Source organism: Comamonas serinivorans, from assembly GCF_002158865.1.
GTDB classification, from domain to species: domain Bacteria; phylum Pseudomonadota; class Gammaproteobacteria; order Burkholderiales; family Burkholderiaceae_C; genus Comamonas_E; species Comamonas_E serinivorans.
The window spans coordinates 4,087,034-4,111,914 of sequence record NZ_CP021455.1; the positions used below are offsets into that span (position 1 = coordinate 4,087,034).

Annotated in this window: 21 protein-coding genes; all 21 read right to left on the reverse strand. The window is 66.1% G+C overall.

All coding sequences use genetic code 11. The features are described from left to right. Positions 1-90: 90 nt before the first annotated feature. The 21 genes from lpxC to CCO03_RS17615 all read right to left on the reverse strand — a co-directional run bounded on the left by lpxC (position 91) and on the right by CCO03_RS17615 (position 24,540). Positions 91-1,014: a UDP-3-O-acyl-N-acetylglucosamine deacetylase gene (lpxC, locus tag CCO03_RS17515; RefSeq protein ID WP_087284873.1), complete on the reverse strand. Its 924-nt coding sequence runs from the start codon at positions 1,012-1,014 to the stop codon at positions 91-93. 19 nt (positions 1,015-1,033) lie between these two features. Further along, the gene (ftsZ, locus tag CCO03_RS17520; protein WP_087283180.1) at positions 1,034-2,257 is read right to left on the reverse strand and encodes a cell division protein FtsZ; all 1,224 of its coding nucleotides are present in this window, start codon (positions 2,255-2,257) and stop codon (positions 1,034-1,036) included. Between the two features lie 214 nt (positions 2,258-2,471). Next, entirely contained in the window at positions 2,472-3,701 is a 1,230-nt protein-coding gene (ftsA, locus tag CCO03_RS17525; protein WP_087283182.1) for a cell division protein FtsA, read from the reverse strand. 8 nt (positions 3,702-3,709) lie between these two features. Then, the gene (locus tag CCO03_RS17530) at positions 3,710-4,558 is read right to left on the reverse strand and encodes a cell division protein FtsQ/DivIB (protein WP_087283184.1); all 849 of its coding nucleotides are present in this window, start codon (positions 4,556-4,558) and stop codon (positions 3,710-3,712) included. Then, positions 4,555-5,562 (reverse strand): D-alanine--D-alanine ligase, encoded by a 1,008-nt coding sequence (locus CCO03_RS17535; RefSeq protein ID WP_087283186.1) that lies wholly within the window; start codon positions 5,560-5,562, stop codon positions 4,555-4,557. Before CCO03_RS17535 ends, CCO03_RS17530 begins: the two co-directional genes overlap by 4 nt. Further along, a complete protein-coding gene (gene murC, locus CCO03_RS17540; protein WP_087283188.1) occupies positions 5,559-6,959 on the reverse strand; it encodes a UDP-N-acetylmuramate--L-alanine ligase in 1,401 nt (466 codons plus the stop codon). The genes CCO03_RS17535 and murC overlap by 4 nt, the downstream gene beginning before the upstream one ends. Continuing rightward, positions 6,956-8,047 carry an undecaprenyldiphospho-muramoylpentapeptide beta-N-acetylglucosaminyltransferase gene (gene murG, locus CCO03_RS17545; protein ID WP_087283190.1) on the reverse strand — a complete coding sequence of 364 codons (1,092 nt, stop codon included), beginning with the start codon at positions 8,045-8,047 and terminating at the stop codon, positions 6,956-6,958. The genes murC and murG overlap by 4 nt, the downstream gene beginning before the upstream one ends. Continuing rightward, on the reverse strand, positions 8,044-9,357 hold the full coding sequence (gene ftsW / locus CCO03_RS17550) for a putative lipid II flippase FtsW (protein WP_087283192.1): 1,314 nt from the start codon (positions 9,355-9,357) through the stop codon (positions 8,044-8,046). The genes murG and ftsW overlap by 4 nt, the downstream gene beginning before the upstream one ends. Then, entirely contained in the window at positions 9,354-10,901 is a 1,548-nt protein-coding gene (gene murD / locus CCO03_RS17555) for a UDP-N-acetylmuramoyl-L-alanine--D-glutamate ligase (protein WP_087283194.1), read from the reverse strand. Before murD ends, ftsW begins: the two co-directional genes overlap by 4 nt. An 11-nt stretch (positions 10,902-10,912) precedes the next feature. Then, positions 10,913-12,091 carry a phospho-N-acetylmuramoyl-pentapeptide-transferase gene (gene mraY, locus CCO03_RS17560; RefSeq protein WP_087283196.1) on the reverse strand — a complete coding sequence of 393 codons (1,179 nt, stop codon included), beginning with the start codon at positions 12,089-12,091 and terminating at the stop codon, positions 10,913-10,915. Next, a complete protein-coding gene (locus tag CCO03_RS17565; RefSeq protein WP_236903921.1) occupies positions 12,085-13,494 on the reverse strand; it encodes a UDP-N-acetylmuramoyl-tripeptide--D-alanyl-D-alanine ligase in 1,410 nt (469 codons plus the stop codon). Before CCO03_RS17565 ends, mraY begins: the two co-directional genes overlap by 7 nt. Then, positions 13,491-15,020 (reverse strand): UDP-N-acetylmuramoyl-L-alanyl-D-glutamate--2,6-diaminopimelate ligase, encoded by a 1,530-nt coding sequence (locus tag CCO03_RS17570; RefSeq protein ID WP_087284875.1) that lies wholly within the window; start codon positions 15,018-15,020, stop codon positions 13,491-13,493. Before CCO03_RS17570 ends, CCO03_RS17565 begins: the two co-directional genes overlap by 4 nt. Continuing rightward, complete coding sequence (locus tag CCO03_RS17575; protein ID WP_087283200.1) at positions 15,020-16,750, reverse strand: peptidoglycan D,D-transpeptidase FtsI family protein; 1,731 nt, start codon at positions 16,748-16,750, stop codon at positions 15,020-15,022. Before CCO03_RS17575 ends, CCO03_RS17570 begins: the two co-directional genes overlap by 1 nt. Next, a complete protein-coding gene (ftsL, locus tag CCO03_RS17580) occupies positions 16,747-17,094 on the reverse strand; it encodes a cell division protein FtsL (RefSeq protein ID WP_087283202.1) in 348 nt (115 codons plus the stop codon). Before ftsL ends, CCO03_RS17575 begins: the two co-directional genes overlap by 4 nt. Beyond that, complete coding sequence (gene rsmH, locus CCO03_RS17585; RefSeq protein WP_087284877.1) at positions 17,094-18,008, reverse strand: 16S rRNA (cytosine(1402)-N(4))-methyltransferase RsmH; 915 nt, start codon at positions 18,006-18,008, stop codon at positions 17,094-17,096. The genes ftsL and rsmH overlap by 1 nt, the downstream gene beginning before the upstream one ends. A gap of 5 nt (positions 18,009-18,013) precedes the next feature. Continuing rightward, on the reverse strand, positions 18,014-18,442 hold the full coding sequence (mraZ, locus tag CCO03_RS17590; protein WP_087283204.1) for a division/cell wall cluster transcriptional repressor MraZ: 429 nt from the start codon (positions 18,440-18,442) through the stop codon (positions 18,014-18,016). Positions 18,443-18,695: 253 nt separating this feature from the next. Next, entirely contained in the window at positions 18,696-20,021 is a 1,326-nt protein-coding gene (gene hslU, locus CCO03_RS17595) for an ATP-dependent protease ATPase subunit HslU (protein WP_087284879.1), read from the reverse strand. Positions 20,022-20,117: 96 nt separating this feature from the next. Beyond that, the gene (gene hslV, locus CCO03_RS17600) at positions 20,118-20,663 is read right to left on the reverse strand and encodes an ATP-dependent protease subunit HslV (RefSeq protein ID WP_087283206.1); all 546 of its coding nucleotides are present in this window, start codon (positions 20,661-20,663) and stop codon (positions 20,118-20,120) included. Positions 20,664-20,767: 104 nt separating this feature from the next. After that, on the reverse strand, positions 20,768-22,537 hold the full coding sequence (locus CCO03_RS17605) for an STAS domain-containing protein (RefSeq protein ID WP_157667779.1): 1,770 nt from the start codon (positions 22,535-22,537) through the stop codon (positions 20,768-20,770). A gap of 115 nt (positions 22,538-22,652) precedes the next feature. Next, complete coding sequence (gene dksA / locus CCO03_RS17610; RefSeq protein ID WP_087283210.1) at positions 22,653-23,138, reverse strand: RNA polymerase-binding protein DksA; 486 nt, start codon at positions 23,136-23,138, stop codon at positions 22,653-22,655. Positions 23,139-23,454: 316 nt separating this feature from the next. Then, positions 23,455-24,540 carry a CobW family GTP-binding protein gene (locus CCO03_RS17615; RefSeq protein WP_087283212.1) on the reverse strand — a complete coding sequence of 362 codons (1,086 nt, stop codon included), beginning with the start codon at positions 24,538-24,540 and terminating at the stop codon, positions 23,455-23,457. Between the last annotated feature and the right edge of the window lie 341 nt (positions 24,541-24,881).

The window sequence follows — 24,881 nt, forward strand, 5'->3', positions numbered from 1 at the left end:
TTGGCAATTCGGGCATTCGCCCTGGCAGAGTATGGCCTGATTGCCGTTTAACAATCAACGACAATCAGGCCATACTCCATGATCAAGTGTTCACCAGGCAGGAACCAGGTTCGCAAACCCTTTGGGTGCCTGCCTGTCGTCGTTGAAGCTGACGATCTCGTAGGCATGGGGCTGAGCCAGCAAGGCGCGCAGCAGCTGGTTGTTGAGCCCATGGCCGGAGCGGAAGGCGCTGTAGGCCGCCAGCAAGGGGTGGCCGACGCAGTACAGGTCGCCGATCGCATCGAGCAACTTGTGGCGCGCGAACTCCTCTTCGTAGCGCAGGCCGCCGGCGTTGAGGACCTTGTAGTCGTCCATGACGATGGCGTTGTCGAACCCACCGCCCAGCGCCAGGCCCGATGCGCGCAGCATCTCCACGTCCTTGCTGAAGGTGAAGGTGCGTGCCCGCGCGATGTCGCGCGAGTAGCGGCCCGAGCCCATGTCGAACTCGATGCGTTGCCCGGTGGAGTCCACCGCCGGGTGATCGAAGTCGATCTCGAAACTCAGCGTGTACCCATGAAAAGGATCGAGGCGCGCCCATTTCTCGGTCTTGCCTTCGCCGTCGCGGATCTCGACCGGCTTGAGCACGCGCAGGAACTTGCGCGGCGCGGCCTGCGCTTCGATGCCGGCGCTCTCCAGCAGGAACACGAAGGTGGCCGCAGACCCATCGAGGATGGGCACCTCCTCGCCATCGATGTCGACGTAGAGGTTGTCGATGCCCAGCCCAGCACAAGCCGACATGAGGTGCTCGACGGTGCGCACGCGCACCTCGCCCACGTTCAAGGTCGACGCCAGCCGGGTATCGTTGATGGCCTGCGCATTGACGGGAATCTCGACCGGCTCGGGCAGGTCGACGCGGCGGAACACGATGCCCGTGTCCGGCTGGGCCGGTCGCAGCACCAGCTCCACCCGGGCACCGCCGTGCAAGCCCACGCCCACGGCGCGGGTGACGGTCTTCAAGGTGCGTTGCGCCAACATGCCGGCCATCCCCATCGCGTCAGTCGGCTTGCTTGCGCAGGAAGGCCGGGATCTCGAAGTCGTCCACACCCGCCGAGGACAGGGCGTCGACCTTGGAGGCCGCCGTCGTGCGGTTGTTGCGCCACACGCTGGGCACGTTGGTGTTGCCGTAATCGACCATGCCAGCGATGCCGCCAACTTGCGGGGCAGTACCCATCACCGGCGCCTGTGCCACGAACGAGACGTTGTCCGTACCCGTACGCAGGCCGCCTTGCACCACCGACATGGTCTGACGCTGGACCGCCTGATCGTGCAGGCCCGTGGCCACCACGGTGACGCGGATGCTGTCGCCCAGCGAATCGTCGTAGGCCGTGCCATAGATCACATGGGCATCGGCCGACGCGAAGGCGCGGATCGTGGTCATGGCCACGCCCGACTCCTTGAGCTTGAGGTTGCCCTTGGCGGCGCTGATCAGCACCAACACGCCCTTGGCCCCCGACAGGTCCACACCCTCCAGCAGCGGGCAGGCCACGGCCTGCTCGGCGGCAATGCGGGCGCGGTCCGGACCGCTGGCCAGGGCCGTGCCCATCATGGCCTTGCCGGGCTCGCCCATCACGGTGCGCACGTCTTCGAAGTCGACGTTCACATGGCCGGGCACGTTGATGATTTCGGCAATGCCGCCCACGGCGTTCTTGAGCACGTCGTTGGCCTGCGCGAACGCCTCGTCCTGCGTGATGTCGTCACCCAGGACCTCGAGCAGCTTCTCGTTCAACACCACGATCAGCGAGTCGACGTTGGCTTCGAGATCGGCCAGGCCGGCCTCGGCATTGGTCATGCGTCGGCCGCCTTCCCAGTCAAAGGGCTTGGTCACCACGCCGACGGTCAGGATGCCCATTTCGCGCGCCACGCGGGCGATGACGGGCGCCGCACCCGTGCCCGTGCCACCGCCCATGCCCGCCGTGATGAACAGCATGTGCGCGCCATCGATGGCGGCGCGGATGTCTGCCGTTGCCGCTTCAGCCGCTTCACGCCCTTTTTCCGGCTTGCTGCCCGCCCCCAGACCGCTGATCCCGAGTTGAATCGTGCGCTGCGCGTGCGTGCGCGTGAGCTGTTGCGCATCGGTGTTGGCGCTGATGAACTCCACGCCCTGCACCCGGCAGTTGATCATGTGATCGACCGCATTGCCGCCACCGCCGCCCACACCGATCACTTTGATCGAGGTGCCTTGGTTAAAACTCTCTTGGTCAAACATCTCAATGGGCATGGTTCTCTCCTGAAGCTTGCGGCGCGCGCGGGTCTAACACAGATGGTTGAAAAGGGAAAAAATAAGGGTCAGGCGGAATCCGCCAATTGTGTCGCATCACACATCGTCTCCTGTTCACATTTGTATGCAGGGCGAGCTGAATCGCCAAAAAGCGCCACATGCCCGGGCATGCCTGACGCGACCAACCGAAGGGTGAGCAACCGAGACGTCATCGTCAGAAATTCCTCACCACAAAATCCTTGAGGCGACCCAGCATGGACTTCACCGTGCCGTGGTTTTGCGCCACCTTGATGCCGCGCACGCGGCCAAAGCGCGCCTCGTCCATCAGGCCCATCACGGTGGCGGCACGGGGCTGCGCCACCATGTCGGCCAGGTTCCTCGCATACTTGGGCACACCGCGCCGCACGGGCTTGAGAAAAATGTCCTCGCCCAACTCGACCATGCCTGGCATCACGGCACTGCCGCCGGTGAGCACGATGCCCGAGGACAGGATCTCCTCGAAACCCGAATCGCGGATCACCTGCTGCACGATGGAGAAGATTTCCTCCACGCGCGGCTCGATCACGCCAGCCAACGCCTGTTTGCTGAGCATGCGCGGACCGCGGTCACCCAGCCCCGGCACCTCGAGTTGCGCCTCGGGATCGGCGAGCAGCTGCTTGGCGCAACCGAACTGCACCTTGATGTCTTCCGCATCGTTGGTGGGCGTGCGCAGCGCCATGGCGATGTCGCTGGTGATGAGGTCGCCGGCAATCGGAATCACCGCGGTGTGGCGAATGGCGCCCCCCGAGAAAATCGCCACATCGGTGGTGCCGGCACCGATGTCCACGCAGCACACGCCGAGCTCGCGCTCATCGTCCGTCAGCACCGACTGGCTGGAGGCCAGCGGGTTCAGCATCAGCTGCTCCACATCCAGGCCACAACGGCGCACGCACTTGATGATGTTCTCGGCCGCGCTCTGCGCGCCCGTCACGATGTGGACCTTGGCCTCCAGGCGCACGCCGCTCATGCCGATCGGCTCTTTCACGTCCTGGCCATCGATGACGAACTCCTGCGGCTGCACCAGCAACAGGCGCTGATCGGTCGAGATGTTGATGGCCTTGGCCGTCTCCACCACACGGGCCACGTCGGCGGCCGACACTTCCTTGTCCTTGATCGCCACCATGCCGCTGGAGTTCAGGCCACGGATGTGGTTGCCCGTGATGCCGGTGAACACGCTGGTGATCTTGCAGTCGGCCATCAGCTCGGCTTCCTTGAGCGCTTGCTGGATGCTCTGCACGGTGGCGTCGATGTTCACCACCACACCACGCCGCAAGCCGTTGCTGGGTGCAACGCCCAGGCCTGCCAGCTTGAGCTCGCCGCCAGGCATGACTTCGCCCACCACCACCATGACTTTGGCGGTGCCGATGTCCAACCCAACGATGAGGTCCTTGTACTCTCTGCCCATGGTCTTGATCAGTTCCTGCGGTTGCTGGCCGGCGCAGAGCGTGTCGCCGGTCTGGGTGCGGCTCGTGCCGCAGGCTTGGGCGCCAGCTTGACGTCGTCACCCACCGTGGTCACCCCGCGCAGCTTGAGCGCATAGGCACCGGGGTAACGCATGTCCGCCAGCACGATGTCCTTGGCCGCACGTTGGTGGCGTGCGGCGATCTGAGGCGCGGTCTTGCTCAACAGATCCAGCCGCGCTTCGAGTTCCTCTTCGGTGCCGCGGCCCAGCGCAATTTCGGCGCCATTGTTGAGCTCGGCCCGCCAACTGCCCCGCGGCAGCAACTCCAGCTCCTTGAGCTGCAGCTGCATGGGCGCCACATGCGGCGCCAGGCGCCCATACGTCGCCAGCAGGGTCGACGCCTGGCCTTCGGGCCCGATCAGCACGGGCAGGGCGTCGTACTCAGCCCCCTCGCCCGAGGCTTCGAACACCTCACCCTGCTTGTTCACCATCTGCGTGAGTTGCCCGCCCCAATGGGCGACAGGCTCATGCTCCTGCAACGTCACTTTCAGCCGATTGGGAAACTCGCGCTGCACCACGGCTCGGCGAACCCATGGAGCCGTTTCAAAGGCGCGCTTGGCCGCGTCCAGATCGAGCGTGAAGAAATTGCCTTTGAGCTGAGGCACCACCACGTTGCGCAAACTCACGGCGCTGTTGTGCGCCACATCGCCCAAGACCGTCACACCCCGGATCGAAAACGCGGGGTTGTGAATCGCCCACCAGAGCATCGCAGCGATGCCCACGAGCACGGCCACCGACACCAGCACCGAGGTGGTGAGGTTCAGCAGTCGCACATCGATGGGCACGGTCGCTTCGCTCATGCTGGCGCCACCTCCCCGGGAACCTTGGGCGTCATGCCCGACAGATCAATCGCGTTGTCCAGGGCGGTCGCTTGCAGCAGTTGCACGCACAGCGCCTCATAGCTCAAGCCATGCACGCGTGCCGACATGGGCACCAGCGAATGGCTGGTCATGCCGGGCGAGGTGTTGATCTCGAGCAATTGCGGCGCGCCGTCGCGCGCGCGCAGCAACACATCGACGCGGGCCCAGCCACGGCAGCCCAGCGACTGGAACGCCGCCACACACAAGGCCTGTATGTGCCGCTCCACGTCCGTCGACAAACCGCTGGGGCAGTGATACTGGGTGTCGTTGGTGAAATACTTGTTGTTGTAATCGTAATTGCCTTGCGGTGCCTCGATGCGGATCACCGGCAAGGCATGGGCCGTCGCACCCTCACCCAGCACCGGGCAGGTCAACTCCACGCCCTGGATGAAGGTTTCGCACAGCACTTCCGGGTCGTAGGTGGCCGCCAGGGCATAGGCCTGGGCCACCTGATCGGCGCGCTCGACCTTGGTCAAGCCGATGGTGGACCCCTCGCGCGCGGGCTTGACGATCATGGGTGCGCCCAGGGCGGCAAAGGCCGCGGCTGCTTCCTGCGCCGAGGCCACCAGGCGCCAATCCGGCGTGGGCAGGCCATCGGCACGCCACAAGCGCTTGGTCATGACCTTGTCCATGCAGATGGCCGAGGCCATGACACCCGAGCCCGTGTAAGGAATGCCCATGAGTTCGAGCGCGCCCTGCACCGCGCCGTCCTCGCCATAGCGACCGTGCAGCGCGATGAAACACCGCGCAAAGCCCTCGCCCCGAAGCGCCGACATCGGCCGCTGGGCGGGATCAAAGGCATAGGCGTCCACCCCTTGACGCAGCAGGGCATCCAGCACCCCCTGGCCCGACATCAGCGACACCTCGCGCTCGGCCGACAGCCCCCCCATGAGAACGGCCACCTTGCCCAGCGATGCCACATCGGTTCCTGTCACGCCCGTCATGTCAGCTGCTCCACAGACGACTCCAACAACTTGCCGGGGACGGCACCGATCGAGCCCGCCCCCATGCACAAAACCACATCCCCGTCGCGCGCCAGCTGCTGGATCTGCGCGGGCATCTCAGCGATGTCGGTCACGAACGCCAGGTGATCCTGACCCGCCAACCGCACGGCCCGCGCCAGGCTGCGCCCATCGGCCATGGCGATTGGCGTTTCGCCCGCCGCATACACCTCGGACAACACCACCTGATCGGCGCGTGTCAGGACCTTGATGAAGTCCTCGAAGCAATCGCGCGTGCGCGTGTAGCGGTGCGGCTGGAACGCCAGCACCAGCCGGCGCCCCGGATACGCACCACGGGCGGCCGCCAGCGTGGCGGCCATTTCGACCGGGTGATGGCCATAGTCGTCAATGAGCGTGAAGCGCCCGCCATCGGTCGTGGGCAGCTCGCCGCACAGCTGAAAGCGTCGGCCCACGCCCTTGAACTCCTGCAGCGCGCGCAGGCTGTCGGCATCGGCAATGCCCAGCTCACGGCCCACGATGAGCGCAGCCAGGGCATTGAGCACGTTGTGCTCGCCCGCCAGGTTCAGGCGGACCGACACGGTCTCGTGCTCGGCCTGCACCACCTCGAAGCACATGCAGCCGTGATCGGCGCGCACGTTCACGGCGCGGACCTGGGCATCCTCGGCGAACCCATAGGTGATGACGGGACGCTGCACGTCCGCCAGCACGTCGCGCACACCAGCGCTGTCCAGGCACATGATGGCCGCGCCGTAGAACGGCATGCGGTGCAGGAACTCGACGAAAGCGGCCTTGAGGCGCCCGAAATCATGGCCATAGGTATCCATGTGGTCGGCATCGATGTTGGTCACCACCGCCATCACGGGCAGCAGGTTCAGGAACGAGGCATCAGACTCGTCAGCCTCTACCACGATGTACTCCCCGGTACCCAGCCGGGCGTTCGCCCCGGCACTGGTGAGCTTGCCACCGATCACGAAGGTCGGATCCAGCCCCGCCTCGGCCAACACGCTGGCGACCAGGCTGGTGGTGGTGGTCTTGCCATGCGCACCCGCGATCGCCACACCCTTGCGCAGGCGCATCAGCTCGGCCAGCATCAGGGCGCGCGGCACAACCGGAATGCGCGCCTCCTTGGCCCCCAGCACCTCGGGGTTGTCGCTCTGTACGGCTGTGGACGTGACCACCACATTGGCACCCGCCACATGGCTGGCGTCGTGCCCCACGTGGGTGCGGATGCCCAGCTTGTTCAGGCGCTCCAACGTCGCGCTGCTGCTCATGTCCGAACCGGACACGACATACCCCAGGTTGTGCAGCACCTCGGCAATGCCGCTCATGCCCGCACCGCCGATGCCCACAAAATGGACGTGCTTGATGGCGTGCCTCATGCGCTCAACTCCTCACAGGCCCGCACCACCTCGTCGGTGGCCGTGATCTTTTGCATGCTCTTTGCTGCATCTGCTTTCTGCACAATGTCTTGGCGCTCCATATTCAGGAGCAATTTTGCCAGAACATCGGGCTTCATCTGCGACTGCGGCAACAACCACCCTCCGCCTGCCTGCACCAGAAATTCCGCATTCCGGGTCTGGTGGTCATCGACCGCTGCCGGAAAGGGCACATAGATGGCAGCAGCCCCCACGGCAGCGATCTCGGTGACGGTGCTGGCCCCCGACCGGCACAGGATCAGGTCGGCATCGGCCAGGGCCTGCGCCATGTTGTCGATGAACGGCACCAGCGTGGCCTCGACGCCGGCCTCGGCGTAATTGCGCTCCAACCCATCCAGGTTCTTGGCGCCGCTCTGGTGGGTCACCACGGGCCGCTGCGCCTCGGGCATCAAGGCCAGCGCCTTGGGCACCGTGTCATTCAAGGCCTTTGCCCCCAGGCTGCCCCCCACCACCAGCAGGCGCAACGGCCCCGTACGGTTGGCCAGGCGGGCCGACGGCGTGGCCTGCCGCAGGAAATCGGCCCGCAGCGGGTTGCCCACCCATTGCGCCCGTTTGTGACCGGCAAACGCACTGGGAAAGGCCGTGAAGATGCGGTCGGCAATGGGCGCCAGCCAGCGGTTGGCCATGCCGGCCACCGCGTTCTGCTCATGCAGCACCAGGGGTTTGCCACGCAGCACAGCCATCATGGCACCGGGAAACGTCACGTAGCCGCCAAAACCCAGCACCACATCGGGCTGCACGCGCCCGACGATCGACCAGCTTTGCGCAAAGGCCTTGAGCAGGCGCAACGGCAACAGCAACAAGGTCTTCAGGCCTTTGCCCCGCACACCTGAGAAATCAATGGCTTGCACCGCAATGCCATGGCGCGGCACGATCTGCGACTCCATGCTGCCCGGAGTGCCAAGCCAGCTCACGTCCCAGCCCTGCGCCTGCAGCTGCTGGGCCACCGCCAGCGCCGGAAAAATGTGCCCGCCCGTACCCCCGGCCATGACCAGGGCGCGCTTGCTGCGTGTGGAAGGCTGCGTCGTCATGGCCGCCCTCCTCGCATCAGCACGCGGTTTTCGGCATCGATGCGCAGCACCACCGCCATGGCCACGATGTTCATCATGATGGCCGAGCCGCCATAACTCATGAACGGCAGGGTCAGGCCCTTGGTCGGCAGGGCCCCGAGGTTCACGCCGATGTTGATGAAGGCCTGAAAGCCCAGCCACAGGCCAATGCCTTGTGCGACCAAGCCGGAGAACACGCGATCGAGCGCCACCGATTGGCGACCGATGTACATGATGCGGCGCGTGAGCCAGAAAAAGGTCAGCACCAGCAACACCACGCCCACAAACCCCAGCTCCTCGCCGATCACGGCCAGCAGGAAGTCGGTGTGCGCTTCGGGCAGCCAATGCAGCTTCTCGATGCTGCCACCCAGGCCCACGCCAAACACTTCGCCCCGGCCGATGGCGATCAGGGAGTGCGACAGCTGGTAGCCCTTGCCCAGCGCATGCTCGGCACTCCAGGGGTCGAGGTAGGCAAAGATGCGTTCGCGCCGCCAGGGCGACAGGGCGATGATGAGCGCGAACAGCGACACCAGCAGCGTGCCGATGATGATGAACATGCGCACGTTCACGCCACCCAGGAACAGGATGCCCATGGCGATGACGGCGATCACCAGGAACGCCCCCATGTCGGGCTGGGCCAGCAGCAGCCCGCCCACCACGCCGGTGGCCACCACCATGGGTACCACCGCGCGCCAGAAGTCCTCCTTCACGGCCATGCGCCGCACCATGTAGTCGGCGGCATACATGAGCATCGCGAGCTTGGCCACTTCGGACGGCTGGAAGCTGATCGGCCCCAGCGAGATCCAACGCCGCGCGCCATTGACCACCGTGCCCAGACCGGGAATCAGCACCACGATGAGCATGCCGAGTGTGCCCACGAACAACCAGGGCGCCATGCGCTCCCACAGGCTCATGGGGATTTGAAAGGTGACCAAGCCGCCGATGAAGGCCAGGACCAGCCACATCAGGTGACGGTTGAGGAAATAGGTGGCCGAGTAATGCCCGCCGAAGCGCGGGTTGTCCTGCATCGCGATCGAGGCCGAGAACACCATCACCAGCCCCCAGGCCAGCACGCCCACCACGGCCCAGATCAGCGCCTGATCCACGCTGGTCATGCGCGTGGGCTTGGCCGAAGTCTGCGCAAAGTCCATGCCCCCCACGCGCACCGGCAGCGAGCCCGCCCCGGCCGCCGAGCCCGGCTCACCGAAAAAACTCGACGCGCGGTGCAGCCACAGGCCCAGGCCCGTTTGTTCTGCCGCCTGGCGCGCCTTGCCGGAGGTGCGTCGGTTCATGGCACCTCCTCGTCCAAGGCGCCTTCGGCCAGCGCCTGCACGGCATCGCAAAACACCTGCGCGCGGTGGGCATAGCCGTCAAACATGTCCCAGCTGGCGCAGGCCGGCGACAGCAGCACGGCGTCGCCCACCTTGGCCAGCCGTGCCGCGCGCTGCACGGCATCGGGCAAATCGCGGGCGTGAATCAGCGGCACCTGGGCCGGCTGCAGCGCCGCCTCGATCACAGGCGCATCGCGGCCGATCAGCAGCACGGCCTTGGCGTACTGGGCCACGGGCGACACCAGGGGCGCAAAATCCTGGCCCTTGCCGTCTCCGCCCAGGATGACCACGATGCCGCGGTCCACGCCCAGGCCATTCAGAGCCGCCACCGTGGCGCCCACGTTCGTGCCCTTGCTGTCGTCGAAGTACTCCACGTCGTTCACGATGGCGACGGACTCGACACGATGCGGCTCGCCACGGTACTCGCGCAAGGCATACAACATGGGGGCGATCGGCACACCCGCCGCATGCGCCAGCGCCAGGGCCGCCAGTGCGTTCACGGCGTTGTGGCGGCCGCGGATGCGCAGGGCATCGGCCGGCATCAGGCGCTGGATGTGCAACTCCTCGTCATCGCCCTTGCGGCGACGCTGCGTTTCGTCAGCCTCCTGGGCGCGCACCAGCCAGGTCATGCCGGCCGTGCTCTCCAGGCCGTAATCCCCGGGCCGCTGCGGTGCGCCTGCACCGAACGACACCCTGGCGCGCTCAGGCGCCTCTTTGGTCGCCTTCTTTTTGCCGGAGTATGCATCAGCTGCCGTTTGCAAGTTGCTATTTGCAGCCACATACATCTGCATGACTTCGTCGTCATCGCGATTCAGCACCATCAGCCCCTGCTGACCGAAGATGTGCGACTTGGCCTGGGCATACGCCGCCATGCTGCCGTGCCAATCGAGGTGATCCTGCGTCACGTTGAGGACGGTGGCGGCTGTGGGCTCGAACCCCGACGCCAGCTCCAGCTGAAAGCTCGACAGCTCCAGCACCCAGACCTCGGGCAGGGAGCCGGCATCCAGGCTCGCCTGCAAAGTGTCCATCAGCGTCGGGCCGATGTTGCCGGCGGCCACCACCGAGGTGCCGTGGCTGGCCACCAGCTGTGCCGTCAACGAGGTCACCGTGGTCTTGCCGTTGGTCCCCGTCACGCCCAGCACGCGCGGCGCATAGGCCTGGCTGCGTTGCAAATCGGCCAGTGCGGCGGCAAACAGCCCCAGCTCGCCGGTCACCCACAGCCCGATGGCGCGTGCGGCATCGAGCACGGCCTGGGTCTGCGCCGGCGCCAGGCCCGGGCTGACGAACACGGCACGATGGGCCTGCCCGTCCACCAGGCTGGCGCCCAGCTCGCCGGCCACAAACCGCGCATCGGGCCACTCGCGTTGCAGCTCGGCCAATTGCGGCGGCGCCTCGCGCGTGTCGGCCACCGTGACCCGGGCGCCATGACGCGCGCACCAGCGCGCCATGGCCAGACCCGACTGGCCCAAGCCCAGGATGAGAACCGAGGTGTCTTGAAGTTGCATCGTGTTCGACCTCAACGCAACTTCAGGGTGGACAAGCCGATGAGGCACAGCAGCATGGTGATGATCCAGAAGCGGATCACGACCTGCGTTTCGGCCCAGCCGCTCTTTTCAAAGTGGTGGTGCAACGGCGCCATCTTCAGCAGGCGCCGGCCCTCGCCATAGCGGCGCTTGGTGTACTTGAAATACGTGACCTGGGCCATGACCGACAGGGCCTCGACCACGAAAATGCCGCCCATCACGGCCAGCACGATTTCCTGCCGCACGATGATGGCGATGGTGCCCAGCGCAGCGCCGAGGGCCAGCGCCCCCACATCACCCATGAAGACCTGGGCCGGGTGCGCGTTGAACCACAGGAAGGCCAGACCGGCGCCGGCCATGGCCGCGCAGAAAATCATCAACTCGCTGGCGCCCGGGATGTAGGGGAACAGCAGGTAGTGCGAAAAGCTGAAGCTGCCCGTGATGTAGGCGAACACGCCCAGCGCCGAACCCACCATCACCACCGGCATGGTGGCCAGGCCATCGAGGCCGTCGGTCAGGTTCACGGCGTTGCTCGACCCCACGATGACCAGGTAACTGAGGATGATGAAGCCCCACACGCCCAAGGGGTAGCTGACCTCTTTGAAGAAGGGCACGAACAGGCCCGCAGCCGGGGGCAGGTCCACGGTGAAGCCAGAGCTGACCCAGTCCACGAACAGGCGCCAGGCCGCGGCATTGGAGTTCTCGGACACCGCGAACGTCAGCATGATGGCCGCCAGCACGCCGATGATGGACTGCCACATGTACTTCTCGCGCGAGCGCATGCCCTCGGGGTCTTTGTGCACCACCTTGCGCCAGTCGTCCACCCACCCGATGGCCCCGAAACCGGTGGTGACGAACAGCACGATCCAGACGAAGCGGTTGCTCAGGTCAAACCACAGCAGGGTCGAGATGGCGATCGCCACCAACATGAGCACGCCGCCCATGGTGGGCGTGCCGCTCTTGACCAGGTGGGTCTCCATGGCGTAGCCCCGCACGGGCTGGCCGATCTTCAGCGCGCGCAGGCGCCGGATCACCATGGGCCCCAGGAACAAGCCAATCAGCAGGGCCGTGAGGGCCGCCATCACGGCGCGAAACGTCAGGTACTGCACCACCCGCAGGTAGCCGAACTCGGGTGACAGACCGTGCAGGTACTGGGCCAACAAAACTAACACGCGACACCTCCTTGCGGCTGGTTCGCGTTCTGCAGGGCTTGCACCACCCGCTCCATGCGCATGAATCTCGAGCCTTTGACGGCAATGGTTGAATACGTTGTGACGCTGGGCAGCACCTGCTGCAGCAGCGCGTCCAGGTCGGCGGCATGCGCCTGGCTGTCGCCAAAGCCAGTGGCGGCATGGCGGGCCAGCTCGCCCAGGGTGAGCAGCCTGTCCACGCCGCGCCGGGCCGCATAGGTCCCCACGTCGGTGTGGTACTGCGGCCCCTGATCGCCCACCTCGCCCATGTCACCCAGCACCAGCAGGCGCGGGCCTGGCAGTTCGGCCAGCACGTCGATCAGGGCCTCGACCGAATCGGGGTTGGCGTTGTAGGTGTCGTCGATCAAGGTGACGGTGCTGTCCGCCCGCTCGAGCAGCACCACGCGCGAACGGCCGCCCACGGCGCGGAAGGCCGACAGGCCGGCTGCGATGTCGGCCACGGGCACGCCCGCGGCCAGGGCACAGGCGGTGGCCGCCAGCGCATTGCGCACGTTGTGGCGGCCCACCACATGCAGCTCGACGCCCAGCTCTCCAGCCGGTGTGCCGGCCGTCACGCGCCAGGCGTCGCGCTGCCAGGTGCAATGCCGCAGGTGCACATCGGCAGCCGCAGCGTCGCCAAAGGTCATGAGGCGGTGCGAGCCTGCCATCTCGCGCCAGATCGGCACGTGGACGTCGCCATGCGGCACCACGCCCACCCCGCCCGGCTGCAGCGCACGCAGCACCTCGCCGTTTTCACGCGCCACGGCCTCGACCGACTGCATGAACTCTTGGTGCTCGCGCTGGGCGTTGTTGACCAACGCCACCGTTGGGGCCGCCATGGGCGACAGGTAGGCCATCTCGCCCACGTGGTTCATGCCCAGTTCGACCACTGCGGCGCGCATGTCCGGCCGCCAGCGCAACAGGGTCAAGGGCAAGCCGATGTCGTTGTTGAAATTGCCTTGGGTGGCCAGGCGGTGGCCACCGGTCCAGGCCGACAGGATGGCCGCGAGCATCTGCGTCACCGTGGTCTTGCCATTGCTGCCCGCCACGGCGATCAGCGGCCCGATGATGCGCTGGCGCCAGGCCAAGGCCAATTGACCCAGGGCCAGCTTGGCATCGGGCACCCGCAAGCCGCTGGCCCCCACGGGCGCCGCACGGTCCTCAACCATCACATAGGCCACGGCACCGGCCTGCAGCGCCTGCGGCACAAAGGCCGCGGCATCGAACCGTTCGCCCTGCAGCGCGATGAACACATCGCCGGGCTGCACGTCCCGGCTGTCGGTGCACACGCGGGCAATGCGCACCTGCCCATCACCTTGCAGCTGCGCACCCGGGACGGCCCGCGCCATCTCGGCCAGGGTCCAGTTCATGGGCTCACCGCTCATGGCGCCCCTCCGCTGGAACGGCGCTGCAGCGCCAGGCGTGCCACGTCAAGGTCTGAAAAAGGGTGACGCTCGCCCACAACTTCTTGGTAATCCTCATGTCCCTTACCGGCCAACACCACGACGTCCCGCGGGGACGCCTGCGTGATGGCCATCTGAATGGCGCCCCCCCGGTCGACCTCGGTCAGGTGGGGCCGTGTCATGCCGGCCTGGATGGCTTCGATGATGGCCATCGGCGCTTCGTGACGGGGGTTGTCGCTGGTCACCACCACGCGATCGGCGCCCTGCTCCGCCACGCGGCCCATGAGCGGCCGTTTGGCTGCATCGCGGTTGCCACCACAGCCAAAGACGCACCACAGGCGGCCGCCACGCTGGTCGGCCAGGGGGCGCACGGCCTGCAGCGCCTTGTCCAGCGCATCGGGTGTGTGCGCGTAGTCGACCAGCACCAGCGGGCCGCTGCGGCCGGCGGCCGCCACCCGCTGCAACCGACCGGGCACGGCCGGCAGGCGCGCCACGCCCTGTGCAACCGCCGCCAGTGGCACGCCCCAGGCGCGCATGCAGGCGATCACGCCCAGCAGGTTGTTCACGTTGAAGTCACCAAACTGGGTGGTATGCACCACCACCCGTTCATCATCTGGATCACTCAGCTCGATACCCATGCCTTCATCGGCATGGTGAACCGCCACCGCCCGCAACCGGGCCGCCGGATGACGCCCCACGGTCCACAGGTCCAGCTCGCCCGCCTGCGCGCTCGTCTTCAAGTCTTCCGCCAGCCTCGCACCCTGGTCGTCGTCGATGTTGACCACCGCATGCCGCAGACCCGGCCAGTCGAACAGCCGGCGCTTGGCCTGCCAGTAGTCGGCCATGTCGGCGTGGTAGTCCAGGTGGTCCTGCGTGAAATTCGTGAACACCGCCGTGTCGATGCGCACGCCATCCAGGCGATGCTCGGCCAGGCCGATCGACGAGGCCTCCATCACACAGGCGGTGACACCGTCCTGCACAGCATCGCGAAATGCCTGGTGCAGACGCACCGGATCCGGCGTGGTCAGGCCGGTGCTGTGCACCGCGGGGGGCTCACCCACCCCCAGCGTGCCCACCATGAGGCAACGCTGCGCGTGCGGCGCCGGCAGGTGCGGCAGCAAGCTGGCCAGCCACCAGGCGGTGGAGGTCTTGCCATTGGTGCCCGTGACGGCCACGGTCGCCAGTTGCCGGGTCGGCTCGCCATAGAACAGGCTGGCGATGGGGCCGGTGTCGGCTTTGAGGTGGTCGTAGCTGGCGATGCGTTCGGCCTGCGTGCCATGCCGCAAGGCGTCGGGCAAGGCGTGCTCCACACCCTGCGCCTCGACCAGGCAGGCCGCAGCACCCTGAGCCAGCGCATCACCCACGAACTGGCGCCCATCGACCGCGGCGCCGGGCCAGGCCACAAAGCCGTCGTGCGCGCCCACGCGGCGGCTGTCCACCGTCAGCTGGCCCTGCACGCGGGCACGCAGCCAGTCATTGGCTGCCTGTGGATCGGCCAGGCGCTGGATCAAAACGACTCCTCGACCGCCTGCGCCACGATGCGGGGCTGCACCGCCATGTCGGGCTGCACGCCCATGATGCGCAAGGCCTGCTGCACCACCTCGCTGAACACGGGCGCCGCCACGGCGCCGCCGAAGTAGGAGCCGGCCGTGGGCTCATCGATCATCACGGCCACGATGACACGCGGCTTGTCGATGGGCGCCATGCCCGTGAACCAGGCGCGGTACTTGTCGGCGGCATATCCCTTGCCGACCTGCTTGTGCGCCGTGCCGGACTTGCCGCCGACCGAGTACCCCACCGTCTGAGCGCGCTGCCCGGTGCCGCCCGGCCCCGCTGCCATCTGCAGCATCTTGCGGATTTCGGCCGCCGTCTTGGCCGAGAAAATCTGCTGACCCTGGCCCGGCTCATCGGTCTTGAGCAAGGTGGCCGGCAACACCTTGCCATCCGAGGCAAAGGCAGTATACGAATGCGCCATTTGGAACAGAGACGCCGACAAGCCATACCCGTAAGACATGGTGGCCTGCTCCACAGGTCGCCACGACTTCCAGGGCCGCAAGCGGCCGATGGCCGCCCCCGGGAAGGGCACCTGGGGCCGCTGGCCATAGCCCAGCGCCGTGAAGGTGTCCCACATCTCCTGGGCCGACAGCTTCTGCGCGATCTTGAGCGCGCCGACGTTGCTGGACTTCTGAATCACCCCCTCCACGCTCAACGCGCCGTAGTTGTGCGTGTCGCGAATCGTGAAGCGATCGAGCTGGTAGCGCCCCGGCGCCGTGTTGATGATGGTGCTGGGGGTGACGCGCCCGGCCTGGAGCGCGATGGCCACCGTGACGGGCTTCATGGTCGAGCCCGGCTCGAAGGTGTCGGTCAGGGCGATGTTGCGCAACTGCGAGCCCGTCAGCTTGGCGCGATTGTCCGGCTGGTAGCTCGGGTAGTTGGCCAGGGCCAGCACCTCGCCCGTGACGGCATCGAGCACCACCACCGAGCCCGCCTTGGCTTTGTGCGCCACCACGGCATCGCGCAGCTTCTGGTAGGCGAAGAACTGCACCTTGGAGTCGATGGACAGCTGCACGTCCTTGCCGTCCACCGGCGGCACCTCGTCACCCACGGCCTCGACCGCGCGCCCCAGGCGGTCCTTGTACACGCGGCGCGAGCCCGGATGGCCAGAGAGCTCTTTCTCAAAGGCCAGCTCCACGCCTTCCTGGCCTTTGTTCTCGACGTTGGTGAAGCCCACCACATGGGCGGCGGCTTCGCCTTCGGGGTATTTGCGCTTGTATTCCTTGGTGCGGTAGAAGCCGGCCACCTTCAAGTCGGCCACCGCCTTGGCCACCGGCTCGTCCACCTGGCGCTTGATCCAGACAAAGGTGCGCGATTTGTCGGCCACCTTGCGCGCCAGCTCATCGGGCCCCATGCCCAGCACCTTGGCCAGGTCACGCAGCTGCTCCGGCTTGGCGTCCACGTCCTGCGGAATCGCCCAGATGCTCTGCGCCACCACGCTGGACGCGAGGATCAGGCCATTGCGGTCCAGCACGTTGCCGCGGTTGGCGGGCAACTCCAGCGTGCGCGCAAAGCGCACCTCGCCCTGGCGCTGGAAGAAGTCGTTGCCGATCACCTGCACGTAGGCCGCTCGCCCCACCAGGCCCAGAAACGCCAGGGCCAGCCCGCCCACGATGAGCTTGCTGCGCCACACCGGCGTCTTGGACGCCAGCAGGGGGCTGTCGCTGTACTGGATGCTTTTCATGGCTCACCCTCCGCCTGGCTGTCACTGGCTTGCGAGGCGCCAGCCAGTTGCGCCGCCTCCGTGGTCTTGGGGGCCGGCAGCATGGCGCCGCTGATGTATTCGGTCGTGGCCGGCGTGGCCACGCGCATGCTCAACTTGGTGGTGGCCAGGCTCTCCACCCGCAGCGAAGTGGCCTCGGCGCGCTTGTCCACCGTGAGGCGGGCGTTCTCGGTTTCCAGCCGGTGCTGCTCAGCCACCGCGCGATCCAACGCGGTGAAGAGGCGACGCGACTCGTACTGCACCTGCACCGTGTACAGCCCCGTCAGCACCACCACCACCAGCAGCACGATGTTGAACTTGCCCATCAGCCCTGCTCCGTGCGTTGGGCCACGCGCATGACGGCACTGCGGGCACGCGGGTTGGCGGACACTTCCGCCTCGGAGGGCTTGACGCGGCCCAGGTCCTTCAACGGCAAGGCTTTGGCCGGTGCAAAGGGCACGCGGCGGTCATACACCTCTGTGGACTGGGCGCGGATGAACTGCTTGACGATGCGGTCCTCGAGCGAGTGAAAGCTGATGACCACCAGCTTGCCACCCGGCTTGAGGATGCGCAGGCTGGCCGTTAACGCTTGCTCGAGCTCTTCAAGCTCGGCGTTGATGAAAATCCGAAAAGCCTGAAATGTGCGCGTTGCAGGGTCCTTGCCCGGCTCGCGGGTTTTGACCGCACCAGCCACGAGCTCGGCCAGCTCGGCGGTGGATGAAATTGGCCCCCGTGCTTGTCGGCGAGCTGCAATCGCCTTTGCAATCTGAACAGCAAACCGTTCTTCGCCGTAGTCACGAATCACCTCCGCGATGTCATCGATGCCGGCCGTCTCCAGCCATTGCGCCACGGTCTGGCCACGCGTGGTGTCCATGCGCATGTCCAGTGGGCCGTCGAACCGAAATGAGAACCCCCGCTCGGGGTCGTCGATCTGGGGCGAGCTCACCCCCAGATCCATGAGCAGGCCATCCACACTGGCGGGCGGCAGCTCGGCCATGTGGGCAAAGGACTCGTGGCGCAGGCTCAGTCGCGCATCGCCCAACCCCTGGGCGACCTGAATGGCCTGCGGATCCCGGTCGAACGCGATCACCTGGGCCTCGGGCCCCAGGCGATTCAGCAGCTCGCGCGTGTGACCGCCGCGGCCAAACGTGGCATCGACATAGCAGCCCGCCAAAGGGCCCATCAGGTGATCGACCGCCGGCTGCAGCAGCACCGTGGTGTGGGTGAACGTCTGGTCCATGGCGCTCACAACGACAGGGTGTTCAGGAAATCGGAGGGCACTGCCTGCATGGCTTCAGCCTCCTTGGCCTCGTAGCGTTCCTTGTCCCAGAGCTCGAAGGAGTTGCCCAACCCCATCAGGATGACCTCCTTGTTCAACCCGCCTGCTGCACGCAGTTCGGGCGAAATGAGCACGCGACCTGTGCCGTCCATCTCCACGTCCATGGCATTGCCGAGGTAAATGCGCTTGAGCCACTGCCCCGCAGCCGGCAGACGCGCCAGCTCGCCACGCACCCGATCCCATTCCGGGCGCGGGTAGAGGATCAAGCACCCATCGGGGTGCTTGGTGATGGTCAACTGGCCGGCCGAGGTCGCCATCAGGACGTCACGATGCCGGGTCGGCACAGACAGCCGCCCCTTCGCATCGAGACTGAGTGATGACGCACCTTGGAACACGCCGGGATTCCCTGAAATGACAGCGAATTGGGCCGGGATGGCACAAAACACCACTAAATTGCACTTTTTTGCACTGTAGCAGGAATCGAGGGGACGGCGGCCGAATTGCAACAACTGATTGCAATGAAATCAAGCACTTATCAATGGACGGATAACCAGTACGAAAAACAAAAAACCCTTCAGATTTAGCAACTTGCGGCCACGACCGGAAGTCAAATCTAAACCTGAAGGGCGCTGCCTCAGCGCGGGCAGATTACAAGATGAATCGTGATAAATCCTCATCCTGGCTGAGGGCCCCGAGGTGGGCCTGCACGTAGGCCGCATCCACGGTCAGCGACTTGTCGGGGCGGTTGGCCGCCGCAAAGCTCACCTCTTCCAGCAAGCGCTCGAGGATGGTTGCCAGGCGCCGTGCCCCGATGTTCTCGGTGCGCTCGTTCACATCGTGCGCGATCTGCGCCATGCGCTCGATGCCCTCCTCGGTGAACTCGAGCGTGATGCCTTCGGTTGCCAACAGGGCCTGGTACTGGCGCACCAGCGAGGCGTCGGTCTGGGTCAGGATGGCCACGAAGTCCTGCACCGAGAGCGACTCCAGCTCCACCCGGATCGGGAAGCGCCCCTGCAGCTCGGGGATCAGGTCGCTGGGCTTGGCGAGGTGGAACGCGCCAGACGCTACGAACAGGATGTGGTCGGTGTGCACCACACCGTACTTGGTCGACACCGCACACCCCTCGACCAGGGGCAGCAGGTCACGCTGCACACCCTGGCGCGACACCTCGGCCTGGTTGCCGCCGCGCGAAGCCACCTTGTCGATCTCGTCGATGAACACGATGCCGTTCTGCTCGGCATTGAGGATGGCGGCTGCGCGCACCTCGTCCTCGTTCACCAGCTTGGCCGCCTCCTCGTCGGTCAGCAGCCTGAGGGCTTCGCCAATGCGCAGCTTGCGCACGCGGCGCTTGCTCGCCCCCATCTGGCTGAACAGGCCTTTGAGCTGCTCGGTCATCTCCTCCATGCCGGGCGGGCTCATGATTTCGACCGCGGCAGGCGCATCGGCGAGCTCGAGCTCAATCTCCTTGTCGTCGAGCTCGCCCTGGCGCAGGCGTTTGCGGAACACCTGGCGCGCCGCCCCGTCGGTCGCTGGCAGGTTCTGGCCGTCGATGCCGCGCGCGGGTGGAATCAGCACATCCAGGATGCGGTCCTCGGCGGCATCTTCGGCGCGCATGCGGTTCTTGCGCTTGGCCTCGTCACGCGCCTGCTTGACGGCGACTTCGGCCAGGTCGCGGATGATGGTGTCCACATCGCGCCCGACATAGCCCACCTCGGTGAACTTGGTCGCCTCGACCTTCACGAACGGCGCCTGGGCCAACTTGGCCAGCCGGCGCGCGATCTCGGTCTTGCCCACCCCGGTGGGGCCAATCATGAGGATGTTCTTGGGCGTGATCTCGGCCCGCAGCTTGGGCTCGACCTGCTGGCGGCGCCAGCGGTTGCGCATGGCGATGGCCACGGCACGCTTGGCCTGCTGCTGGCCCACGATGTGGCGATCCAGCTCGGAGACGATCTCCTGAGGCGTCATGGAAGACATGAAATCCAATCAAATGAAAGGAGTATGCTGGCTTACCCGTTTTTTGATCAACGGGAGCCGAGGCATACTCTTAATGAATCCACTCAACCACACCGATCACAGCGTTTCGATGGTGTGGTTCATGTTGGTGTAAATGCAGATTTCGCCGGCGATTTCAAGCGAGCGCTTCACCACCTCGACGGCGGGCAGCTCGGTCGCCTTGACCAGCGCCACCGCCGCCGCCTGGGCGTAGGGGCCGCCGGAGCCGATCGCCACCACGCCATGCTCGGGCTCCAGCACATCGCCGTTGCCGGTGATGATGAGCGCGGCATCGCGGTTGGCCACGGCCAGCATGGCCTCGAGCTTGCGCAGCACGCGGTCCGTGCGCCATTCCTTGGTCAGCTCGATGGCCGCACGCACGAGCTGCCCCTGGTGCTTGTCGAGCTTGGCCTCGAAACGCTCGAACAGCGTGAAGGCATCGGCCGTGGCGCCGGCAAAGCCCGCCAGCACCTGGTTGTTGTGGAGTTTGCGCACCTTGCGGGCCGAGCCCTTGACCACGGTGTTGCCCAAGGTCACCTGGCCATCGCCACCGATGGCCACCTGAATGCCTTGAGGGGTTTCGCGTCGCACGCACACGATCGTGGTGCCATGAAAGGATTCCATGCCAGTCTTCACCTGAAAATGAGCAGCATATGGGGAAAGGCACCCCGTTTTTCAACGGTGCGCCACACGGCTGCATGCGCTGGCGGGGCCGAGCCCGGCAGGCGTCACTCCTGACGCACGTTGACCCGCGCCAACTCGCGAATGCCGATGATGCGGAAGAAGATGGCCACCAGGCGGTTCACGTTGTTGAACGCAATGGCCTGGCCCTTGGCCTGGTGATCGGCCACCCAGTTGAGCAAGGTGCCGGCGGCCACGAAGTCCACCCGCTGCACGTGCCGGCAGTCCACCTCGATGGTTTCGGCCACCCCGTCGACGGCCGCCAGGCCGGCAAACTGGCTGGAGGCATCGCCCAGCACCTGGCCGGCCAGGCTGGCCCGCGCCACGGTGACGTCGAGGTAAGAATCCCGGACCGCCGACTCGGTGTACCCCGGCAAAGTGGTCAGCGCGGGGGCAGGCACAGGGGCGCTCGCCGCCATGGCGACTTCGTCGACCGCGCCATCGGGTTGAATCTGCAGGCATTCGCAGCGCGGCGGCGACCAGGCGGGCGGTGACACCTCGAACGTGACGCAAAAGTTCAGCGCGTTGAGCTCGAAGTCGTCCATCAAGCCCAGGATGCGCATCATCGCCAGCCGCAGGGCCCACAGGTCCTGTGGCACCGAGGCGTCGGCCACCGGGGTCAGCTCGGTCAGCAGGCGCAGGGCGTTGTCGGCCCCCACAAAGCGCAGCTTGACCTGACGGTCATCGGCCCAGGCGTTGAGCTTGTGGGCCAGGGCCTGGGCACAGCCCGGATCGATGCGCTTGACGTAGCGCCAATCCAGCCGCCACGGCGGCTCCACGCGCTGCGGCAGCGTGTCCAGCAGCGCCAGGTTCTGCATCGACAGCGAGGAGTTCGCTGTCCAGTGCGAGGTGTTGCTGCCCGCAGGCGCGGGCTCGTCGTCCACCTGCGCACCGCGCGCCGCCAGCTGGTCGGGCACGGAATACCACACCGGGGCCGAGCGACCGAACACGGCCGCGAACTCGATGCCGACATCGTCGAAGCGCAGGTGCTGGCCCGTCGCCCGGTACAGGTCGAACAGGGTCATCCAGCTCTCGGCGCTCTCGCGCCGCCCGCCCGTGGGGCTGATCATGCGCAGCAGGGCCTCTTCGGCGGCCGTGGTTTCCCCGTTCGCATACAGGATGGCGATTTCTTCGACTTCGGGGTGGTTGACCAGCTCCGCCACCTCGAACTGCGACGACTCATAGGCGGCCGACATGCCCAGCGGCAGCAGCCCGTCGCCAAGCATGGGCTGATCCAGCGACCTGACCGCAGGGGTTGGGACTGGCGCCGGCATGGGCGGTACCGGCCGCTGGATGGCCGAGGGCGGCACCTCCAGCGTCTGCGTGGGGGCAAACGCGGCCGGGTCCACGCCCTCGTCCGCACGCGCAACCACTTCGGGCTGCTGCACCGAGTCGCGCGCCGACTCCAGCGTGCCTTGCCGCGTCTGCAGGGCCCGGGCCTTCAGGGCCGCACCCTGGCTCTTGAACCACTGGCTGGCCATCTGGGCCTCGATGACGGCGATTTTCTCGAGCGTGTTCTGCTTGTCGCCGTCCGACTCGGCCGGCTCGCTGCTGGGGAAGAACGAGGGGCTGAGCATGGCCTGCGGCGGATCGATTTCCTTGTTGCGCAGCTTGCGCAAGGTGTCGAACTCGCGTTTGCGCACGAAGTCGTTCTGGCGCTTGCGCTCCAGCATCTCGCGCAGCTGCTGCTTGGAGGCCTCTTCCTCGAGGTCGGAACGCGCGGCATCTGCCGTTTCCAGATCGGCCCAGTCGGTGCGCGGGTTGCGCACGAACTTCACCATCTTGGACAACAACCCACTGCTGCTTTCTTTGCTCATGAAACACCCTCGCACGCCGGCATTCGCAAACACGACCCCACAGGCCCTGATCGGCAAGGTCCGTGGCCCTCCAGGGGGCAGCCCGCGCGTCTGGGGCGAGCCGCCCCGTGTCCCATCAGTCTCCGAACATCTTCTGCTTGAGTTCCCGGCGCTGTTGCGCCTCGAGCGACAAGGTGGCCGTCGGGCGGGCCAGCAGGCGGCCCACACCGATGGGTTCACCGGTCTCATCGCAATAGCCGTATTCACCGGCGTCGATGAGGGCGATGGACTGCTCGATCTTCTTGAGCAGCTTGCGCTCGCGGTCGCGCGTGCGCAGCTCCAGCGCATGCTCTTCCTCGATGGTGGCACGATCGGCCGGATCGGGCACCACCACCGTTTCCTCGCGCAGGTTCTCGGTGGTCTGGCCCGCGTTGGCCAGGATGCCGTCCTTGAGCTCGATGAGCTTGCGCCGGAAGAACGCCAACTGCTTGTCGTTCATGTACTCATCGTCGGGCATGGCCAAGACCTCGGCGTCGGTCAACTCGTCGGCCGATTTGGTCTTCCAGTTGTTGGCCAACTTGGGGTCTTTTTTGACGGGAGCGTGGATTGCGTTCACGGGCATGGCTGGTTGGGTTGACGGAAAGATCGCCGGGCCCGTTGGGGGGCTGGTTGGCGTCTTGCTGGATTCACGCTCAATCACGACCGCGCTCGGCGTGGATTGCTCGGACACAGACCAGGCGGCCTGCTGTTCTCAACGATCCGGTGCCCGGGGACCCTCTGCATGCAACAGCGGTGTTCGCAGGAACCGGACCTGACGGGCGGGCCATTGTAGGTCTTTGCCTGTCCTTTTCAAGCCAGGCGCCGACACCCCGGCCGGGCCGGGGTCAAATGGCGTGCGCTTGGGCACAAACCCCGGGCGAATCAGGGCCTCAGTCAGCTCACACCAGGCACTGTTCGAGGCCTTTGCGCAGGATGTCCTGCGGCAGGTCGATGCCGATGAACACCATCTTGCTTTCCCGCTTTTCATCGGCCTTCCACTCCGGCCCCAGGTCGCTGCCCATCAGCTGGTGCACGCCCTGGAACACCACCTTGCGTTCGGTGCCCTGCATGGCCAGCACGCCTTTGTAGCGCAGCATCTTGGGCCCGAAGACGTTGACCACGCCGCCCAGGAAGTCCTCCAGCCGCGCGGCATCGAAGGGCCGGTCGGAGCGGAACACGAAGCTCTTCACGTCGTCGTCGTAGCGGTGGTGGTGCGCGTGATCGTGGCCGTGCGCATGGCCATGGTCGTGCGACGGATCGGTGCAGTGCGCGCCGTGGCCGCAATCCTCGCCATGCACGTGGTCGTGATCGTGGTGGGCGTGCTCGTCCTCCTTGAGGAAGTCCGGGTCGATGTCGAGCTTGGCGTTGAGGTTGAAGCCCCGCAGGTCGAACACCTCGTTCAGGTTCACCTGGCCGAAATGCACCACCTTCTGCGGCGCACGCGGGTTCATGTGCTTGAGGCGGTGCTGCAGCTCGTGCACCTCGGGCTCGCTGACCAGGTCGGCCTTGCTGATGAAGATCTGGTCGGCGAAGCCGATCTGCTGGCGCACCTCCTGGCGGTCGTTCAGCTGCTGCGTGGCGTGCTTGGCATCGACCACGGTGATGATGGAGTCGAGCAGGTAGTTTTCCGCCACCTCGTCGTCCATGAAAAAGGTCTGGGCCACCGGACCGGGGTCGGCCAGGCCCGTGGTTTCGATCACCACGCGGTCGAAGTCCAGCAGGCCCTGGCGCTTCTTGGCCGCCAGCAGCTGCAGCGCCTGGCGCAGGTCTTCCCGGATGGTGCAGCACACGCAGCCGTTGCTCATCTGGTAGATCTGCTCTTCGCTTTGCGTGACCAGCAGGTCCTTGTCGATGTTCTCTTCGCCGAACTCGTTTTCGATCACGGCGATCTTCTGGCCGTGCGATTCTTCCAGCAGCCGCTTGAGCAAGGTGGTCTTGCCCGCGCCCAGAAAGCCCGTGAGGATGGTGGCAGGGATGAGTGCCATGAACGATGCGCCTTTTGGTTGTCGCGGCGCCCCAACGGGCGCCGATGCGAAAGCGGCAGTGTAGTCACAGCGGGCGACCGCCCGGGTCGCCCGCGCCGGTGGCCATGCCGCCGTCGATGAAAGCGCCCACATGGGGGCACCTGGCCCGTCATCAAGTCCCGTGTCCGGCCACGGCGCCAACGCACGCCACGCGGCGAACGGTGCACCGGGCCACGCCCGCCTGTGCTGAAACGGGCCTGGCGCGTGCGCTCGTTGGGCAGCCCACATCACTTGACACAGTATCACCTCATTGCCGTTCAATCAAAAACGGCAACAACCTCATACTGCCAAGTCTTCAAGAC

Coding starts and splice junctions, on each gene's coding strand:
- CCO03_RS17575 (WP_087283200.1), bottom strand. CDS start 16,750: ATGAAAAGCATCCAGTACAGCGACAGCCCCCTGCTGGCGTCCAAGACG.
- dksA (WP_087283210.1), bottom strand. CDS start 23,138: ATGCCCGTGAACGCAATCCACGCTCCCGTCAAAAAAGACCCCAAGTTG.
- lpxC (WP_087284873.1), bottom strand. CDS start 1,014: ATGTTGGCGCAACGCACCTTGAAGACCGTCACCCGCGCCGTGGGCGTG.
- ftsZ (WP_087283180.1), bottom strand. CDS start 2,257: ATGCCCATTGAGATGTTTGACCAAGAGAGTTTTAACCAAGGCACCTCG.
- CCO03_RS17530 (WP_087283184.1), bottom strand. CDS start 4,558: ATGAGCGAAGCGACCGTGCCCATCGATGTGCGACTGCTGAACCTCACC.
- CCO03_RS17565 (WP_236903921.1), bottom strand. CDS start 13,494: ATGAGCGGTGAGCCCATGAACTGGACCCTGGCCGAGATGGCGCGGGCC.
- murD (WP_087283194.1), bottom strand. CDS start 10,901: ATGCAACTTCAAGACACCTCGGTTCTCATCCTGGGCTTGGGCCAGTCG.
- murC (WP_087283188.1), bottom strand. CDS start 6,959: ATGAGGCACGCCATCAAGCACGTCCATTTTGTGGGCATCGGCGGTGCG.
- ftsW (WP_087283192.1), bottom strand. CDS start 9,357: ATGAACCGACGCACCTCCGGCAAGGCGCGCCAGGCGGCAGAACAAACG.
- hslU (WP_087284879.1), bottom strand. CDS start 20,021: ATGTCTTCCATGACGCCTCAGGAGATCGTCTCCGAGCTGGATCGCCAC.
- rsmH (WP_087284877.1), bottom strand. CDS start 18,008: ATGGACCAGACGTTCACCCACACCACGGTGCTGCTGCAGCCGGCGGTC.
- CCO03_RS17605 (WP_157667779.1), bottom strand. CDS start 22,537: ATGAGCAAAGAAAGCAGCAGTGGGTTGTTGTCCAAGATGGTGAAGTTC.
- hslV (WP_087283206.1), bottom strand. CDS start 20,663: ATGGAATCCTTTCATGGCACCACGATCGTGTGCGTGCGACGCGAAACC.
- ftsA (WP_087283182.1), bottom strand. CDS start 3,701: ATGGGCAGAGAGTACAAGGACCTCATCGTTGGGTTGGACATCGGCACC.
- CCO03_RS17615 (WP_087283212.1), bottom strand. CDS start 24,540: ATGGCACTCATCCCTGCCACCATCCTCACGGGCTTTCTGGGCGCGGGC.
- ftsL (WP_087283202.1), bottom strand. CDS start 17,094: ATGGGCAAGTTCAACATCGTGCTGCTGGTGGTGGTGGTGCTGACGGGG.
- CCO03_RS17535 (WP_087283186.1), bottom strand. CDS start 5,562: ATGACGGGCGTGACAGGAACCGATGTGGCATCGCTGGGCAAGGTGGCC.
- murG (WP_087283190.1), bottom strand. CDS start 8,047: ATGACGACGCAGCCTTCCACACGCAGCAAGCGCGCCCTGGTCATGGCC.